Raw genomic sequence first — 17,381 nt, 5'->3', positions numbered from 1 at the left:
CGATGTCGCGGAAGGCGGCCAGGTCTCGATCCCGGCCAACGGTAAGCGTGAAGACGACGTCGGCTGAGGTCACCGGGACGCCATCGTGCCACTGGGCTCCCGGCCGGATATGCCACGTCGTATCCATTCGGCCGTCAGGATGGACCGTCCACAGGCCATTTTCTACAGTGGGCACCGCCTCGGCGAGCTGAGGCCGGAGAGCGCCTCGCCCATCCACGAGCGAAAGGCCCGCGTTGACGAGCTGTTCAAGCGCATCGGTGCCGGGGATCGACCCGGCACCGGCCGCGTTCAGCTTCTGACTCAGCGTTGTCGGCTCACCCATGATCGCCGCGACAATCCGCTTCGGGGCAGCGGGCGCAGAGGTTGTCTGCTGCGTGGTCTGGTCGGCATTGCGCTCCGGCGATGCGCAGGCGCAGAGGAAAAGACACAGCGCAAGGGCGACCGTCAGGCCCGGAGTTCGCGGATGCAGGCCGGCCATACGACCTTTTCCTGACGAGGGTTTTCCGTAAGAGGCAGTCTATGCCCGTGGGCTCTCGCGGGTCAACGCAGCGCAGGAGGAAACGGACACATCCCGGTCGCCGCCGCACCTTCGCCCATCTCACGTTCGGCCGGTCCGTCCTGTGCCGTCACCGGGGTCAATCGCTAGACGGACTGAGCAGATGAGAATAGGATGGTTCCGATTCGAGACGTGGAGGTGTCACAGTGGCTGACCTGGCTCCGGCTCTCCTACGCTGGCTGCACTTCCTCTTCGGTATCACCTGGATCGGCCTGCTCTACTACCTGAACCTCGTCAACGTGCGCATGATGGCCTCCCTTGACGCCGGCGCGCGGCCGGCGGTCATCCAGGCCAACCTGCGACGCGTCATGGCCTGGTTCCGTCACTCGTCCTGGCTCACGGTGGTGATCGGACTGCTCCTCGCTTACGTCCTGTATTGGCAGAACGGTCATTTCGCGGACACGAACTCATCCAAGACGATCCTCATCGGTGGGCTGCTCGGGATCATCATGATGCTCAACGTCTGGGGCATCATCTGGCGGATGCAGCAGCGCATCATCGCCGCGGCGGCGGCCGGCCAGCCGGCTGACCCGTCCTGGGGACGGACAGGGCTCTACGCCTCCCGCGTGAACTTCGTCCTGTCGTTCCCGATGCTGCTCTTCATGGGCGGGGCGACGCACTACCCGATGGACTGGCCGATGATCATCGTCGCGGGGGTGATCGCGGCCGTTATCGGATTTCTGGTCGTCTTCACAGTGCAGAAGTGGGCGGCCCCCAGCTTCTAAGCTTCGCTCGGAGGTCGCTTTTCGCGTCTTCTCCCCTTTGATGTCGGTAGGTTGGAGTCGATTCGCCCTCGGTTGACACGCGGAGTACGATGGTCTCGTCAACCTTTCAGGTGGCGAAGGAGGGATCAATGCGCGGTTGGGTGGGCACGCTTGGAATCGGCCTGACGACGGTTTTGCTCCTGGGGGCCTGCGCCTCGCCGCAGGCATCATCGGTCACACAGAAGCCGCCCCAAGCGGACGGTGCGCGGGCAAACGGCCCCAAGAAGATCACAGCCGCCATTCGCGACGATCCGACCTCGTTCGCCGCCAGGCGTGAGCGATCGAGCGCCTTTCGCGGGTTGGATGCCATGGAAGAGCTGGCCAACGCCGGCTTGACGCACTTCCTCGGCGACGGAACCCGGGCGCCGCAGCTGGCGGAGGCGGTCCCAAGCCTCGACAACGGTCTGTGGAAACTGTTCCCCGACGGGCGGATGGAGACAACCTGGAAGATCAAGGCGAACGCACGCTGGCACGATGGCGCTCCGGTGACCTCGGATGATCTCGTCTTCACCGCCGCGGTGGAGCAGGACAAAACCGTGATGGTGACCCCGTCGGCGTACGCCCTGGTCGAGGACATCAGTGCTCCCGACCCCCACACGATCGTCGTGACCTGGAAGAAGCCCTACATCGAGGCAGACTGGATGTTCGGCTACGTCTCGACCGGCTCCGTCGGGCTGCCGCTGCCCAAGCACCTCCTGGAGGGCCCGTATACCGACGACCCGTCCACGCTCATGAGCCTCCCGTTCTGGACCACGGAGTACGTTGGCACGGGCCCCTTTAAGGTCCAGGATTGGGTCCCGGATAGCTATGCGATCTTCCACGCCTACGACGACTACGTGCTGGGAAGGCCAAAGATCGACGAGATCGAGGTGAAGTTCATCCCCGACAACAATACGCTTCTGGCGAACGTGCTCTCGGGCGTGGATCTGACGCTGGGGAAGACCATCTCCCTGGATATGGCAGTCGGGTCGGAAGATCAATGGAAGGAAGGAACGGTACTGGTCCAGTCCCAGAACTGGACGCCGATCAACCCCCAATGGATCAATCCGGATCCGCCGATCATCGCGAACTACCAGTTCCGGAAGGCGCTGTACATGGCCCTGGACCGGAAAGAGCTCGCCGATTTCGTCATCACCGGCCACGGCGTCGTGGCCGACAGCTACGTGAATCCCAACGAGCCGATGTACAACCTGGTCGAGCCCAGCATCGTGAAATACCCCTATGACCCACAGCAATCGGCCCAGATTTTGCAGAATCTGGGCTTCACCAAGCGGGGAGACGGATTCCTCTACGATGCGGAGGGGAAGAAGATCGAGGTCTCCATCCAGATCCCGCTGCAGAATGATATCCATGCCAAGACGGCGGCGCCGGTTGCCGACGCCTGGCAGCGACTCGGCGTCGCCGTGGACCAGGATCCGCTGCCGATCCAGCGGGCACAGGACCGCGAGTTCCGCTCCCAGTTCCCTGGCTTCAACATCACCGAGCGGGCGAACGCGCTCGACATCGCAGACATCTGGAACTTCCACAGCTCGCGAATCCCGCTGCCGGACAACAACTACGTGACCACCGGCTTCGCCGCGCGCTACAGCAATCCCGAAGTGGACGCCGCGCTCGAGAAGTACGCGACGACGATCCCCATGTCCGAGCGAATGGGCGCCCTCGCCCAGCTCGTACATCATCAGACCCAGAACTTGAGCGAGCTGCCCCTGTTCTATGGCGCCGATCCGACCATGGTTTCGAATCGGCTGATGAACGTGGGGCCCCGGGGCGCGCTGTTTACCCAGGCGTGGAACGCTGAGCAGTGGGACCTGAAATGAACCCGTCCATTCTCGCGCGTCGCCGTCCCGGCGTGGGCACGCGGCTGGGTGTCCTCGCCACGAACCGACCCACAGGAGGGGGAACGTGCTAAAGGCTGAAGGCGTCTACCATATGGGAATCCCCGTCAACGATATCGACCGGGCGCAGGCGTTCTACACGAAAGTCCTGGGCATGGAGTTCATGGACCGGGTGGGCACCGCGCAAAAGCTGGACCGGCTCAAGTGCGGCCACGATACCGTCGTCCTCTTCGAGCGGCCGAGGCCACACTCGTGGGACCCCGTCGCGCAGGATGGGGTCGCGCATCAGGCGTTCGAGATGGACCTCGGGAGCTACGAGGAGGCGCTGAAGATGGTGAAGGAGATGGGCTTGTTCCGGACTACCGAGGACCGGGAGAGCGGCAACACCATCTACCTCTTCGACACCGAGGGCAATCACCTCGAATTGCACTTCAGCAAGAGGAAAGCTGGCTCGCCGTCGTAGTGTCTGCACCCGGCTCGGCGTAAACGCGACCAAACACGGACTGGTTCCGGTCCCGGATATTCGAAGCACACAACTCCTGGACACAGGACAAGAGATCCACGACGTCGAAAGGCTTGTTGAGGTATCCGGCCGCCCGGATCTCCTAGTACTCGGGTCATCGTCGACGACCAAGACTGATCGCTGCACCACAGCGCTCCGGCCTCAGGCCAGGAGTGGCCATGCCGTTACGATTCCATCTATGTACCGACAAGTCCAGTAGACGCCACCCGCCGCCTGCAAAGTGGCACCGGTTCTGTTTCAGGCCTGAAATGCAGACGATTGATCGACAGATCGATCAGAGGATGAACGAGAGATTGTGGTGCGGCAGGTCGCGGTCTACGAGGAGGAGCTTTTTCTCGCGGATTCGCCAGTCTGGGCCACCGACGAAGACGTAGCGGCAGCGCGCAGCAAGGAGTCGCTGGCTGCCCAGGCCCGACTGGGACGCGTCACCCTCCCGCAGCTCGACGATCAGCACTGCGCAGTGCACGACGACCGCCCCGTCGGGCTCCGGCTCGCACACCTCCACGTTCGACACGCTGTGGACCGTGCGCGACGGCGGACGCTGGGCGTAGGCGCGCGTTTCGCACAGGCGAAAGACCCGCTCCGCCATGCGCGCGCGGTCGTCGAAGATGAGCGAGGGATCGAGGGGCGAGTCAGCCTCGCTCGTCGGCACCCAGTACCGGCAGTCCTCCGCGAACATCTTCAGCCATTCCGGGAAACGACGCTCGTCGAGCAGGCGCGCCTCGCGATAAAGAAGCGCTTCCGCCTCCTCGCGACTGAGGATCAAGAAGCTTCCCCTTCATCGGTGGGCGGAGGCGATGGGTGCGCCGTCAGCTCTGGGCCCGGGTGCTGACGCTCGTCGGCGCGGCTCATCAGCCGACGCCACTCGCGATAGGCCGCGCGCTGGGGCGCCTCGTCCGTCGACGCGCCGACGTGCTCGCCATCCTGATTGACCTTTTCGCGGTGCAGCCCGCGGCTCATGAGCAGCCAGTCGACGGCGCGCGCCTGAAGGCCCGACTGAACGTTGACGAACATCTCTACGTCGTCGGGCGCCCCGAAGCCGGCCGGACCGAAGAAGCGTTCGTGCGTTCGAATTCGCGCCTGGTTCAGCTCATCCGAAACGCCGTCCAGCGCGAAGGGATGCATTTCGACCACCGTCTCGCGGAGGCTCACCGGCCGGATCACCCGGACGTGGGACTCGAAGAGGAACAGGTTCGGAAACACCAGGACGTTTTGCTGGCCCAGCACCGCCTGCGTCCGCTCGGGGCCGTACGCCTGGCGGAGCTGCTCGTGGTACTCCTCCAGGAGCGGGTCATGGTAGTCAAACTGGCCCGCCATCCCCCCATAGGGCCGATCGATTAGCCCGTCCCCGTGGCTCAGCCCGCGCGTAGATCCCGTCTTTCGCAGGTTGGTGAACGCGCCGACGGTCGTCTCCCCTGCGCGCTCTACGATCTTGAGAAACGACTCGTGGACGTAGTTGCCGTGGTAACCGTCGACTCCATTGTCCAGTTGAAGCTTCCAGTTGCCGGGATACGCGTAGCGATGCATCGACCTGGTCAGCCGCAGCGTGCCCGTCGGCGACTTGTCACACCAGACGTCCACGTACTTGCGCACGTCGCGGAGCCGCTGCTCCAACGACTCCCCATGGGCAGCGAGACTCGCAAAGATCAGGCCCCGGTAGCACGCCACTCTCGGGGCGGACATGAGACCGAGCGTCGCACGGTCGAAGTCCTCGGGGTACCCATCGGCCTGCGAGATGCCCAGCAGCGCGCCGTCAATCCCGTACACCCATCCGTGGTATGGGCACTGAAACCGCTCGCCGTGGCCACGCTCGTCCCGGCACACGACCGACCCGCGGTGCCGGCAGCGATTCAGGAGCACGTGGATGGCGCCATCGCCGCTGCGCGTCACGATGACGGGCTGCGTCCCGATGGCGGAGGTGCGGAAGTCGCCCGGCGCCGGAATCTCGGACTCGTGAGCTACGTAGACCCATACGGTCCCGAAGATGCGCTCCATCTCCAGATCAAAGATCTCCGGGTCCACGTAGGCTCGCGTATGAACGCGGAAGTCGTTCTCCCGGTCGACCACCAGCGCCGCGGGATCGATCTTCATGGCCGTGTCCTCATCGAACCCTCCGGCGCCCTACTCGTTGGCCGTGACGATCGGTACGAATAGCTGGTCGACGGGCGTGGGCTTTGGGAGGAAACGCTGGTCGACCAGGAACTGCATCAGGGTCTCCAGCGTCGCCCGGTTGGGCTCCAGCCCGTAAGGCCACGGATCGGCGCCGAACAGCGCGTCCAGCTCGTCGATGTCGTCGTACAGCCACGGGAGCATGTAGCGCATCGCGCCGCTAAACCGCATCTGCTCGAGAGCCCACGCCTTCGCCTGTTCAAAGGCCTTGAAGATGCTCTCCGCGACCCACGGTTTTTCAGCGTAGAGGCGCTCCCGCAGCACCAGCGTGTGCATGATGGGAAAGATTCCCGTCTTTTGATAGTACGCTCGCTCAACCGCGCGATAGTTCGGAAAGAGTCGCGCAACCCTCGGGCTCTTCCCCAACGAGAACGGCCGGCGCGCGCCGATGAACGCGTCGATCTCGCCGGAGGCCAGCATGTCGCTCAGCGTCCGTCCCTCCGGAATGAATTCCACCAACCCAACGGCCTGATGCTCTTCGGGTCGCAGGTCCATCACCGTGCCGGGGTGTCGGGGCGCGTTCACCCCGCCCTCGAGCCAGTGGATGCTATCCAAATCCACACCGTATTCGCGATGGAGGATACCGCGAATCCATACGGCCGCCGTCTGGCGAAACTCCTGCACGCCGACTCGCTTCCCCTCCAGGTCCTTGGGTTCGCGAATCCCTGCGTCGACGTTCACGAAGATAAACCCGTGGCGAAACAGGCGCGACGGGAAGATCGGGAGCGCCACGAACGGGAATCGACCCTCGGAGCGCCGCGTCATGTACAGCGAGACGGACATCTCGGCGACGTCGAAGGAGTCCTTCTGCACCATCCGATTGAAAATCTCGGGCGGGGACTGAATGGGCAGATACGTCAGATCGATTCCCTCGACGAGCACCGCGCCGGTTCGAAGGGCCTCAGTGCGATCGTAGGGACCGCACGCGACGGTCAGGGCCAGGTTTCCCACTTCGCATCCCCATCGGTCGGCTGGCGGTCGACGACACGCCGGGGCGGACGCCGCACTCCGCGTTCGACAGCATATTATCGAGATTGATGTCCGCGCCGTATACCGCCCCCGCCAAGCGCACGACCGGTGCGCGCAGCCGCGCCCTCTGGTCGCCGCTCGCCCTCATCGCGGCGTTGCTCGCCTACGGCAACGGCAGCGCCTGGCTGGCGACCCGACGGAGCACGGAGGTGCCCCTGCGCTTCAACTGGGCCCACGTGGCGATGCTGAGCGTGGTCATCGCGTGGGCCGGGCTCGGCCGGTTCAGCGCTCGGGAACTGGGCCTGGCGCCCGCCCGTATTCGGCGCAGCCTCCTCTCCGGACTGGCGCTCGCGGCCGTGCCAGGTCTCGTGATCAGGCCCGTGTTGAGTCTGCCGGTAATCGCCCGGCGGCTCGCGGTGCCGGAGATCGACCGGCTCTCCCGCGCGCAGATCGCGCGGCTCTTGCTCGGCCAGTATCTGATCGGATCCGCGCTCTTCGAGGAGGTGGCCTTCCGCGGCCTCCTGCAGGCGATGCTGGCGCGAACGTTCGATCCAGGCCGCACCGTCCTGCTGACCAGTGGGGCCTTCGCACTATGGCACACCCTCATCGTCTGGCACAACGTCGCGCGACTGCGCGCGCCCTCGGTACTCCGTCCGTTCTTGACCGCTGCCGCCCTCTGTGCGCTCTTCACCTTCGGGGCGCTCCTCGGCTGGCTCCGGCATCGGACCGATCACCTCGCGGGCGCGGTGGTTGCCCATTGGCTGGCGATCGTCGCCATCGTTCTGTTCATCCGGCGACGCGGGCAGCCCTTCAACGCGTCTCCATGAGGGCTCGGCGGGCCAGCTCGCTCGCCTCATCGTGTGGCATTGTCTTTGGTACGGTGAATGGCTCCCCGACGATCACGCGCGCCGTTCCGGATCTGTTGGGAAGATACGGAAACTGCGGATCGCGTGGGAAGAGCTTATGGTAGTCCTCGAGGCGAAACGGAACGATCGGCACCCGCATCTCCACGGCCATAAGGCCCACGCCGCCAAGAAACGGCAGCATGACCCCGTCCTGTTCGGGGTTGCCCTCGGGACTCATGATCACCGCGTAACCGTCGTCCAGCCATCGGCCCATCTCCTCGAGGCTCGGCCGAACGGCGCCGCCGCTCTTCACGAAGGGAAACGCCTGAATGGCGAGGGCCGCCAGTACGCCCTGCCAGCGGTCGCGCCCCTCCCAGAGGCGCGAGTCCGTCGCCACGGCGACGCGGTCTCGGAGGCGCCTCGGGACCGCGCGCAGCACCGCCAGGGCCGCGTAGGGTCCCTGGTAGTTGAAGATCCAGATCGACGGGAACGGCAGGCGCGCGGCCAGCTCGGGGTGGACGATTTCGAGCCGCATCGAGCGGTCCTGGATCCGAAAGGCGCCCCAAAGGAGCACGCGGCCAATGCCGCGCGCCCACCACGACCGCTGCCACCGAGCCCCCGGGCGAAATTCCACCGTGGGCGCGCCTGCCGCGACCATCCGCCGCAGCTCCGCGACGGTGGTGGCCGGCCCGACGCCCAACTCGTCGACCACGCGCCCCATCTCCTCCTCGATCGCCGCGACGAGCTCCACGCGGCCGAGCGAGTCCAGCCCCAGGTCCAGACCCAGCGCGTCGTCGGGCCGCACATCGATCGGCGCGCGGCCCGCCAGCCGACCGACGATCGCGAGCAGCTGGTCCGCGGCCGTGCCGGTTCCCTCGATCAGTGCGGGCCCGGCTGCGCGCTCATGCCGATCCACGGCAGCGCGCACCGCCTTGCGGTCGATTTTCAAGATCGGCGTACGCGGAAAGTCGTCCCCATCCCACACGCTGTGGCTCGTAATCTGCTCGTGGTTGGAGAGAACGCGGTTCGCATCCCGGACGATCTGCCCGGCCCGCTCCGGGTGGTCTGTAAGCAGCACCGCGTGCACGCTCTCGCCGCCCGGCCGAGGAAGCCCAACCACGCAGCTCTCCCGGACCAGCGGGTGGCTGTTCAGCGCCTGCTCCACGTCCTCGGGATAGACCTTCCGCCCGTCGGGCAGCACGATCTTGAAGGCTTCGCGTCCCGAGATATGGAGGAACCCGTCGCCATCGACTTCACCGACGTCGCCGGTGCGGAACCACTCGCCGCGAAACGCTCGGGCCGTGAGCTCGGTGTTGGCGAAGTACCCGCTCGTCACCGTTGGGCCGCGAATCAGGATCTCGCCGTCATCGGCCGTGGTGATCTCGACGCCGGGGATCGCCCGGCCCACGCTCCCGACGCGGCGGTCCCGGCGGCCGTTGATGGTCGCCGCGCCGGCGACCTCCGTGAGCCCATACCCCTCGTAGATGTGAATCCCCATCCGCTCGAACGTCGACGCCAGCTTGAGGTCGAGGGGCGCGCTCCCGCTTCCGATGAAATCGAGGCTCCCGCCCAGGGCGCGGTGCACGTCGCGAAAGAGCGCGCGCCGCAGAGCCCAGGGCAGGTACGGCGCGACGCGGTGGGCCGCCTCCCACGCACGCTCCCGCCCACGCTGACGCGCCCCGCGCTCCAGCCCTGCCAGGAGCATTCGGAGCAGCTCCGGCACGAGCACGAAGCAGGTGATGCGGTCCTCCTGGAGCGTGCGGAGGATCGTCAGGCTATTGACCCGCGGCACGTATGTCATCCGAACGCCGCTGGTATAAGCCAGGAGCAGATTGATCGCCTGCTCGAAGATGTGGCTCAGGGGGAGAAGCGAGAGGGCGCGGTAGGAGCGCTCCAATGGAAAGGCCACTCGCAGCCCCTCGATCTCGGCGATGAGATTCCCGTGGGTGAGCATCACGCCTTTGGGCACGCCGGTCGTGCCGGAGGTGAAGGCGATCTCGCACAAGCTGGACGGCCCCACGTCCGGCATCTCTCGTTCGGGATCGGCGCCGGCGACCATGTCGAACAGGTCCTCCAGGACAAAGCTCTCACGCACGGATTCGCCGAAGGGCACCCCAATCGATCGCGCAACGAGGGCGAGGGACGGCTGCGCCGCCGCGACGAAGCGATCGGCCACGTCTTGCTTCGTCCGAACGTCGATGGGGACGACCACCACGCCGGCGAGCCAGGCGCCGAAGTACAGCACGGCATATTCCGGCATGTTGGGGGACCAGACGACGACTCGATCGCCCGGCCTGAGCCCGCGCGCAACGAGCCACGCCGCCGTTTGTCGGGCGCGGAGGCCGACATCGGCGAACGTGAGCCGCTCGATGCGAAATCCTCGCCGGACCTGAAATGCGACGGCGTCGCCGTAGCTCGCCGTCGCGTGGAGAACCAGCTCGCCCAGGTTTCGCGCCACGCCCTCCCTATTGGCCGACGGCGCGGCGCACCGTCGTGCCTGCCCTTCCTTTCAGAATAGCCGGGGCGTCAGCGAGCGCGCCGATCGCGGCGAATGTCCCACCCCTCTCGACGAAGCGGCACGCGGCCTCGACCTTGGGACCCATGGAGCCCGGTGCGAAGCAGCCCGCCCTGAGCTCGCGCGGCGTGGCCTCGCGGATCGGGCGCGGCTCCGGTCCGCCCCATCCCTCGTATACGGCGTCCACGTCCGTGAGCATCACGAGGCCGTCAGCGGCAACGCTCGAGGCGAGCAGCGCCGCCAGGAGGTCTTTGTCGATCACAGCTTCCACCCCATCGAGGTGGCCGCGCTCGTCGCGCACGACCGGAACGCCCCCGCCGCCCCCGCAGATGACGGTCACGCCCGCCGAGCAGAGGATACGAATCGGCCGAAGCTGCACGATCTCCACCGGATCCGGCGACGGCACGAGTCGCCGCCATTGCGTCCCATCGTGCCCGACCGTCCATCCGCGCTCGAGCGCGAGGCGCCGGGCCTCGGCCTCGGGGTAGAGGGGACCGATCGGTTTCGTGGGACGGCGGAACGCGGGGTCGTGGCGGTCGACGATTACCTGCGTCAGCAGGGTCGCCACCTCGTGCCCGGGCAGAGCATTCCGCAGGTCATTCTCGATCAGATAGCCAATCATGCCCTCGCTCTCAGCGCCGAGAATGTCGAGAGGATACGGGCGCACCGATGAGTAAGCCGCGCTCTGCAGGGCCAGCAGCCCGACCTGCGGTCCATTCCCGTGGGTGATTACCAGCTCGTGATCGCGCGCCAGCAGCGCGAGCGATTCGGCCGCGCGCCGCACGTTCCGCCGTTGAACGGACGCCTCCAGCGGCTCGCCGCGGCGCAGGAGCGCATTGCCGCCCAGGGCCACGACCAGCCGAGTCACGGATGCCCCGCTGGGACAGCGCGGGTCGCAACGACCAGCCAGTTCGTCACCGTCACATCAGCACCGAGCGGTCCGCCGGCCGCTGCCCGCGGAAGCGTTCCTCGAAGGCCTCGAGAATCGTCGGCAGCTGGCTGCCGCGCTCGCGGAACTCGTAGCCCACCTCGACGATGGGTTTTTCGATTTGGAGCAGGCGCGAGAGCCGGGCGGGTGTTGCCGCGATCACGACGTCGGACGGTATGCGCCGCAGCGTTTCCTGAAGGTCGGCAAGCTGCCTCGGCGAGTACCCCATCGCCGGGATCTCGCCGCGAAGATGGGGGAACTCGCACATGACGTCGGCGATGGAGCCGACGGCGAACGGGCGCGCGTCGATGACCTCCCCGGCGCCGAAACGCTGGGCGGCGACTGTGGCCGCGCCGATCCCCATGCCGCCATGGGTCAACGTCGGCCCGTCCTCCACCAGCGCCACGCGCCGTCTGGCGATCGCCTCCGGTTCGGCGCAGGTGATTTCAAGATCGGCAAGAATGACGGGCGCGTCCGGCCGAACTGCGCTGGCGTTGGCGACGACGAGGTCCACGTCGGCCGGCGCCGCCGTATCCACCTTCGTCACGACCACGACGTCTGCCATCCGCAGGTTCGCCTCGCCCGGATGATAGGCAAGCTCGTGTCCCGGGCGGTGGGGATCCAGCAACACCAGATGCAGGTCGGGGCGAACCAGCGGCAGGTCGTTGTTGCCGCCATCCCACACGATGACGTCGGCCTCCGTCTCGGCGGCGGCGAGCACGCGCGCGTAGTCTACGCCCGCGTACACGACGGCGCCCATCGCAACGTAGGGCTGGTATTCCTCCCGCTCCTCGACGCTGGTATGCGCCTCGTCGAGATCCGCCTCGGTCGCGAAGCGCTGCAGCGCCTGGCGTTCAAGATCCCCGTACGGCATGGGATGGCGCATCGCGACGACGCGGTGGTCGCGCTGGCGGAGCCAGCGGACGATATGCCGTGACAGGGGACTCTTTCCCACGCCCGTGCGGACCGCGCACACGGAGACGACAGGCACACGCGCGCGCAGCATCGTGGCATTGGGGCCCAGGAGACCGAAGCTAGCCCCGGCCGCGAGCACGATCGATGCTTTGTGCATCACCTCTTCGTGCGACAAATCACTGTAAGAAAGGTAGACGGTGTCGACAGACTCCTCGCGAATGAGGCGCGGCAACTCCGCCTCCGGGACGATGCGGATCCCCGCCCGGTACAGCGACCCCGCGAGCGCAGGAGGGTACCGCCTGCCGGCGATTTCTGGGATCTGAGCCGCCGTAAAGGCGACCAGGTGAAAGGCGGGATTGTCCCGAAAAACGACGTTGAAGTTATGGAAGTCGCGACCGGCCGCGCCCATGATGACGACGCGCGTCGGCTCCCGGCCCAATCGGCTCACGATCGCTCCTCCAACGCGGCGGCAGCACTCGACGGGCAGGAGTCCGTCCATGCGACGCACGCATTGGTGACTCCCGATGCCACGATCCATCGTACCGTTCTCGCCCTGTCACGGCGACCCACGTTCGGGTAGGCCACCGCGAACCGAACGACGGTATTTCTGAGCGCTCAGCCTACACCAAGAGATGGGTTATAGCTCCATTACGATAGGAGTTATTTCCTATCACGCGTAGACACCAGTATGCCTAGAATAGAAACGGCGGTAGAACCTGCGATCTGCAAAACGACAGACAGCGAAGGCCCCGGAGCGTCATCAATCGCGTTCAGTTCCGCCTCGCGGGCAGCAGGCGAGGAGGAGAGAGGTTGGCGGCAGGCGCATCCGGCAGGACTGCCCTCGTCGTCGCTTCACGAGAGTTGGGCTGGAGCGATGTTCGGGCAGCGATTCAGACGGCCCCCGAAGTCCACCGGGTTCTCGAGGCGGCAACGTGCGCCCATGCCATTGAGCTGGCCGCGGCCACTCCGCCCGACGTCATCGTGTGCGCGGGAGTCGTCGAGGGCGCATCCTCCGCGACCTTCGTGCGTGACGTCCGGCGCATCGCGCCCAATGCGCTGGTCATCGTGATCGCGGGCCGCTTCGAGGCCGAAGAGCTGGCGACTTACGCGCGCAACGGCGCGGTCGGATACTGGCTCTGGCGTGACCTGTCCCTGGACATGCTTCGGCATTGTCTCGCCCTCGTCTGCACCGGGGCCTTCATGGTGGTGAGCCGTTCGGTGGGGCAGGCGTTCATCGAGGGCGGAATGGTCCCCGGTTCCCACGCGCCCTCGTACCTCCAGCTCTCCGAGCGCGAGCACGTCATCCTAACGCGACTGAGTGACGGCATGAGCGAAGACCAAATCGCCCGGGAGGAGCACCTGAGCCGGCGCACGGTTCGACGCGTGATCGCAGACCTCAAGCCCAAGCTGGGCGCGCAAAGCCTTTTCGAGCTGGGCATGCGGGCGGCCCAGCGCCGCCTCGTCGAATAGCGGTCACGGCCAGGAGCATTGCGGCCAAAAAGTTGGCCCTTCGGTGCAGGCGTAATGGCACCGAGGGGGCCGCAAATTTGTTGACTCTTCTGTAAACCTTTGAGATGATCCATCAACTGAACATCCAGTCACCTCAGCCATTCGATTGGGACCGTCAGGCGGAAAGAAGTGCCGATGAACCGAAGAGAACCGGCTGAGCTCCAGGTGCTCCTCATCGACGACGACCCCGCGGAGGCCCGAAAGCTCCGTGAGCTGCTGGCGGCCCTCCCGGACCCCCGCATCGTGCTCGACTGGGCCGATGGTTTCTCGTCAGGTCTGGATCGACTCTCCGAGCGCCGCTTCGACGCGGTGATGCTCGGTCTGAAGCTTTTCGACGTCGAGGGCTTGGTGGAGCTTCGCACCCTTCGCGCCCGCTTTCCCAGCATTCCTGTCATCCTCCTGGCCGGCCTCGCAGAGGAAAACGCCGCGGCGGAACTGTTTCAGGAGGGCGCGCAGGATCTTCTTCCAAAAGAAGGGCTGACGGGCGACGCGCTGGTGCGCTCAATTCGATTCGCATTCGAGCGCCAGCGGGCAGAACGGGACGTCATCGAGCGGGAAGCCCAGCTCCGGAGGCTCCAGGCCGTGACGGACAGTACGCTGGTGCATCTGGTGCCGAATGAATTGCCGGCCGCGCTTCTGGGTCCCATCCGTGACGCGCTCGCCGCGGATGCATCCGCCATCGTTCTGCATGACCAACCGCGTGGCGTCCTCGTGCGGCTCGCTGCGTGGGGACTCGGGGAAACCGCGCCGGACAGCACCCCCGTGGAGAGCCAGTTCGCCGCGCACGTCGTGGCCGCCGGGCGGACGGTCGCGCACGCCGACCTCACCGGCTGCCCGGGTGGGGGGCGGCAGATGCTCGACGCGGGGATCCGTGCCGTCGTGGGAACGCCACTCCTGACGCAGGGACGCGTGCTCGGGGCGGTCGTCGTCGGGATGTCACAGCCCCACCCCTTCAAGGAGGACGAGGTTCAGTTCCTGGAGGCCGTCGCCCAGCGCATTGCGCCGGCCATCGAGCTGGCTCTGGCGCACCAGGAGCACGAGCGCGCGGTCGAGATGCGCGACCACGTGCTGGCGCTCGTCGCGCACGACCTGAAGGCGCCGCTGGCGAGCATTCGCGCCCGCGTGCAGATGCTCCACATCCAGGCTTCGCGTGCAAGGGCCGGCAAGCCAGCCAGCTCACTGATCGACCAGGTTGCGCGCATCGAACAGACCACGATGCGCATGGCAAACCTCGTGAACGACCTGGCGGACGCGTCGCAGTCGCAGCTGGGGAAGAGCCTGGAGATGAATCGCTCCGCATGCGACCTGGCCGAAATCGTGCGGTTCGTGGTAGCGGACGTGCGCGCGCAGTATGGCGGATCGACGTACCTCATCACCTGCACGGTGAGTGGCGGCCCATTCGTCGGGATGTGGGACCAGCCTCGCCTTGAACGCGTGGTGCGGAACCTCCTCGACAACGCATTGAAATATAGCCCCGGCGGAGGTCGAATCGCCGTGGGGCTCAGGCGTATCGTGACACCCCGCGGGGCATGGGCCAGTCTCACTGTTCGCGATCACGGGTTGGGGATCCCCAGGGATGAATTCGCTCGGATCTTCGAGCCGTTCCATCGCGGTACGAACGTCGCCGGAAAGATTCAGGGCACCGGCCTCGGGTTGGCGAGCGCGCGGGAGGTCGTCAAACTCCACGGCGGGTCCATCGCCGTTCGAAGCCGCCAGGGGCTCGGCAGCGTGTTTACGGTCCGCCTGCCGATCGAGCCAGTCAGGCAGCCGGAATAGCGGCGACCGGAAATTCCGTTGGCTGCGACGGCTGTCGACCGGCCTCCGCGAGCAGCGCATCCAGCTCCGGGCCCTCGACGGTCTCGCGGGCAATGAGGGCATTCGCGAGGACGTCGAGCTGAGAGCGCTGCGACTTCAGCTTCTCGAGCGCGAGGTCGTAGGCCTCGCGAATCAGGTCGCGCACTGCTCGGTCTAGCTCGTAGGCCGTCGCCTCGGCATACTCGCGCGGCATGGCGAGCTCCCGTCCAAGGAACGGGTGCATTTCGCCAAGCCCGTAGGAGACCGGCCCCACTTGCGGGCTCATTCCCCAGGTGCCAACCATCCGACGCGCGAGCGCCGTGGCCTGCTTCAGGTCGTTTTCGGCGCCAGTAGTCGGCTGGTTGAACACGAGCTCCTCGGCGGCGCGACCGCCCAGCATGACGGTGAGTCGGCCCATCAGGTACGCGCGCGGATAGTTGTGGCGCTCCTCTTCCGCAAGCTGTTCGGTGGCGCCCAGCGCGCGGCCATGCGGGATAATGGTGACCTTGCTGACCGGGTCAGCCCCGGGCGTGAGCCGCGCCACGAGCGCGTGGCCGCCCTCGTGGTACGCCACCAGGCGGCGCTCCTCTTCGCTGAGGAGCAGCGCCTGGCGAGTCCCGAAGACGATCTTATCCATCGCCTCGCTGAAATCTGCCATGCTAACGAGCTTGGCCCCGCGGCGCGCAGCGGTGAGCGCCGCTTCGTTGGCCAGGTTGGCCAGGTCCGCGCCGGAGAAGCCGGGCGTTCGACGGGCCAGAATGGCGAGGGATACGTCGGTCGCGAGCGGCAGGTGCCGCGTGTGGATCTTGAGGATGGCCTCGCGACCGTTCCGGTCGGGCAAGCCGAGCGTGACCTGGCGGTCGAATCGACCGGGCCGGAGGAGCGCTGGGTCCAGCACGTCCGGCCGATTCGTCGCCGAGAGGACGATGACATTCGTCTGGTCGGCGAATCCGTCCATCTCGACAAGGAGCTGGTTGAGGGTCTGCTCCCGCTCGTCACTTCCTCCGCCGAGGCCGGCCCCGCGCTGGCGACCCACCGCGTCGATCTCGTCCACGAACACGATCGATGGAGCGGATGCCTTGGCTTTGGTGAACAGATCGCGCACGCGGCTGGCCCCGACACCGACGAACAGCTCGACAAACTCCGACGCCGAGATGCTGAAGAACGGCACGCCCGCTTCTCCGGCCACCGCGCGCGCCAGCAGCGTCTTTCCCGTGCCCGGGGGCCCGACCAGGAGCACACCGCGCGGGAGCCGGGCGCCCAGCGCCCGAAACCGCTCGGGCTCCTTCAAGAAGCTGACGATCTCGCGCAACTCGGCCTTCGCCTCTTCCTCCCCCGCGACGTCGGCGAAGGTCACCGATGGACGCTCGCTGGTGTACAGCCGAGCGCGGCTGGAGCCGAACCCAAAGAGGGACTGCTGACCGCGCTGCGCTTGCCGGCTCAGCATGTACAGCAGGCCAACGAAGAGCAGCATGGGAAGGATGTTGATTGCGAGATTCAGGAGCCAGGAGCCGCCGCTCGTGTCTTTGGCCGTCACCGTGACCCCCTGTTGATCCAGCAGGGGGAGGAGGTTTGGATCATCGAAGGGCGGGAGCACCGTGGTGAACTGACTGTACAGCCCTTCTCCTGGCGCCGCCCCGCCTGCCGGCGGCGTACCGGTTTGGGGGGGCCACGCGATGGGCTCGGCGAAGTGGCCGTCGACATTTTGGCCGGTGATTGTGACTGATGCGACGTGGCCGGCGCGCACCTGTGCGATGAAATCACTGTAGGAGAGCGAAACCACAGGCGCCGTCTTCGGCACGGCAAGCGTATAGATGTTCCAGAGCATCGTTACGATAAGGAGAAGCCACCAAACCCAAGGCGGCATCAACGGCCGTCCGGCCGGGGGATTCTTGGTCTGATGGCTTTCCGCCGGCTGTGAGCTGGGTTGCCGCGGAGGAGGCATGATCTTCTCCTGTCTTCGGCATTCCCGGAGCGCGCGGGGCGCGTTCCGTGTCCGCGGACCTGTGATTCAGCATAGGTCGTCGCGCCAAAGAGGAGCATCGTCCTCAGGGGTGGT

At 66.3% G+C, this 17,381-nt stretch carries 14 protein-coding genes; 6 read left to right on the top strand and 8 right to left on the bottom strand.

What is annotated here, in order from left to right; all coding sequences use genetic code 11:
* The coding region (locus tag VFC51_10990) for an ABC transporter substrate-binding protein (protein HZT07546.1) at nucleotides 1–478 on the bottom strand (478 nt) is incomplete at its 3' end.
* Nucleotides 479–702: 224 nt separating this feature from the next.
* Between VFC51_10990 and VFC51_10985 the strand changes: the two genes are divergently transcribed.
* The 3 genes from VFC51_10985 (at nucleotide 703) to VFC51_10975 (ending at nucleotide 3,618) form a co-directional block, all read left to right on the top strand.
* The gene (locus VFC51_10985; protein HZT07545.1) at nucleotides 703–1,281 is read left to right on the top strand and encodes a urate hydroxylase PuuD; all 579 of its coding nucleotides are present in this window, start codon (nucleotides 703–705) and stop codon (nucleotides 1,279–1,281) included.
* A 128-nt stretch (nucleotides 1,282–1,409) separates the two neighbouring features.
* On the top strand, nucleotides 1,410–3,137 hold the full coding sequence (locus tag VFC51_10980) for an ABC transporter substrate-binding protein (GenBank protein ID HZT07544.1): 1,728 nt from the start codon (nucleotides 1,410–1,412) through the stop codon (nucleotides 3,135–3,137).
* 85 nt (nucleotides 3,138–3,222) lie between these two features.
* Complete coding sequence (locus VFC51_10975; GenBank protein HZT07543.1) at nucleotides 3,223–3,618, top strand: VOC family protein; 396 nt, start codon at nucleotides 3,223–3,225, stop codon at nucleotides 3,616–3,618.
* A 334-nt stretch (nucleotides 3,619–3,952) separates the two neighbouring features.
* On the opposite strand, the gene VFC51_10970 is transcribed toward VFC51_10975, so the two are convergent.
* From VFC51_10970 to VFC51_10960, 3 genes are read right to left on the bottom strand one after another with little or no spacing between them, the layout of a single operon-like run.
* A complete protein-coding gene (locus VFC51_10970) occupies nucleotides 3,953–4,444 on the bottom strand; it encodes an aromatic-ring-hydroxylating dioxygenase subunit beta (GenBank protein HZT07542.1) in 492 nt (163 codons plus the stop codon).
* Nucleotides 4,441–5,769: an aromatic ring-hydroxylating dioxygenase subunit alpha gene (locus VFC51_10965; GenBank protein ID HZT07541.1), complete on the bottom strand. Its 1,329-nt coding sequence runs from the start codon at nucleotides 5,767–5,769 to the stop codon at nucleotides 4,441–4,443. Before VFC51_10965 ends, VFC51_10970 begins: the two co-directional genes overlap by 4 nt.
* Nucleotides 5,770–5,799: 30 nt before the next feature.
* The gene (locus VFC51_10960; protein HZT07540.1) at nucleotides 5,800–6,798 is read right to left on the bottom strand and encodes an ABC transporter substrate-binding protein; all 999 of its coding nucleotides are present in this window, start codon (nucleotides 6,796–6,798) and stop codon (nucleotides 5,800–5,802) included.
* Nucleotides 6,799–6,884: 86 nt separating this feature from the next.
* Between VFC51_10960 and VFC51_10955 the strand changes: the two genes are divergently transcribed.
* Nucleotides 6,885–7,643, top strand: a complete 759-nt coding sequence (locus tag VFC51_10955) for a CPBP family intramembrane glutamic endopeptidase (GenBank protein HZT07539.1) — start codon at nucleotides 6,885–6,887, stop codon at nucleotides 7,641–7,643.
* Here VFC51_10955 and VFC51_10950 read toward each other — a convergent pair.
* The 3 genes from VFC51_10950 to VFC51_10940 are packed head-to-tail and all read right to left on the bottom strand — an operon-like array spanning nucleotide 7,627 to nucleotide 12,428.
* The gene (locus VFC51_10950; protein HZT07538.1) at nucleotides 7,627–10,119 is read right to left on the bottom strand and encodes an AMP-binding protein; all 2,493 of its coding nucleotides are present in this window, start codon (nucleotides 10,117–10,119) and stop codon (nucleotides 7,627–7,629) included. The genes VFC51_10955 and VFC51_10950 overlap by 17 nt on opposite strands.
* 7 nt (nucleotides 10,120–10,126) lie before the next feature.
* Nucleotides 10,127–11,044, bottom strand: coding sequence for a carbamate kinase (arcC, locus tag VFC51_10945; protein ID HZT07537.1), 918 nt, complete (start codon nucleotides 11,042–11,044; stop codon nucleotides 10,127–10,129).
* 52 nt (nucleotides 11,045–11,096) lie between these two features.
* Nucleotides 11,097–12,428, bottom strand: coding sequence for a GTPase (locus VFC51_10940; GenBank protein ID HZT07536.1), 1,332 nt, complete (start codon nucleotides 12,426–12,428; stop codon nucleotides 11,097–11,099).
* A 401-nt stretch (nucleotides 12,429–12,829) separates the two neighbouring features.
* On the opposite strand from VFC51_10940, the gene VFC51_10935 reads away from it, so the two are divergent.
* Complete coding sequence (locus VFC51_10935) at nucleotides 12,830–13,489, top strand: response regulator transcription factor (GenBank protein ID HZT07535.1); 660 nt, start codon at nucleotides 12,830–12,832, stop codon at nucleotides 13,487–13,489.
* A 174-nt stretch (nucleotides 13,490–13,663) separates the two neighbouring features.
* Nucleotides 13,664–15,304 (top strand): ATP-binding protein, encoded by a 1,641-nt coding sequence (locus VFC51_10930; protein ID HZT07534.1) that lies wholly within the window; start codon nucleotides 13,664–13,666, stop codon nucleotides 15,302–15,304.
* Here VFC51_10930 and ftsH read toward each other — a convergent pair.
* Nucleotides 15,288–17,189, bottom strand: coding sequence for an ATP-dependent zinc metalloprotease FtsH (gene ftsH, locus VFC51_10925; protein ID HZT07533.1), 1,902 nt, complete (start codon nucleotides 17,187–17,189; stop codon nucleotides 15,288–15,290). The genes VFC51_10930 and ftsH overlap by 17 nt on opposite strands.
* Nucleotides 17,190–17,381 lie beyond the last annotated feature (192 nt).

It is taken from the genome of Chloroflexota bacterium, from assembly GCA_035652535.1.
Taxonomy (GTDB): Bacteria; Chloroflexota; UBA6077; order UBA6077; family SHYK01; genus DASRDP01.
Note: the sequence above shows the minus strand (reverse complement) of the source record. Positions and strands in the feature narration are given on the sequence as shown.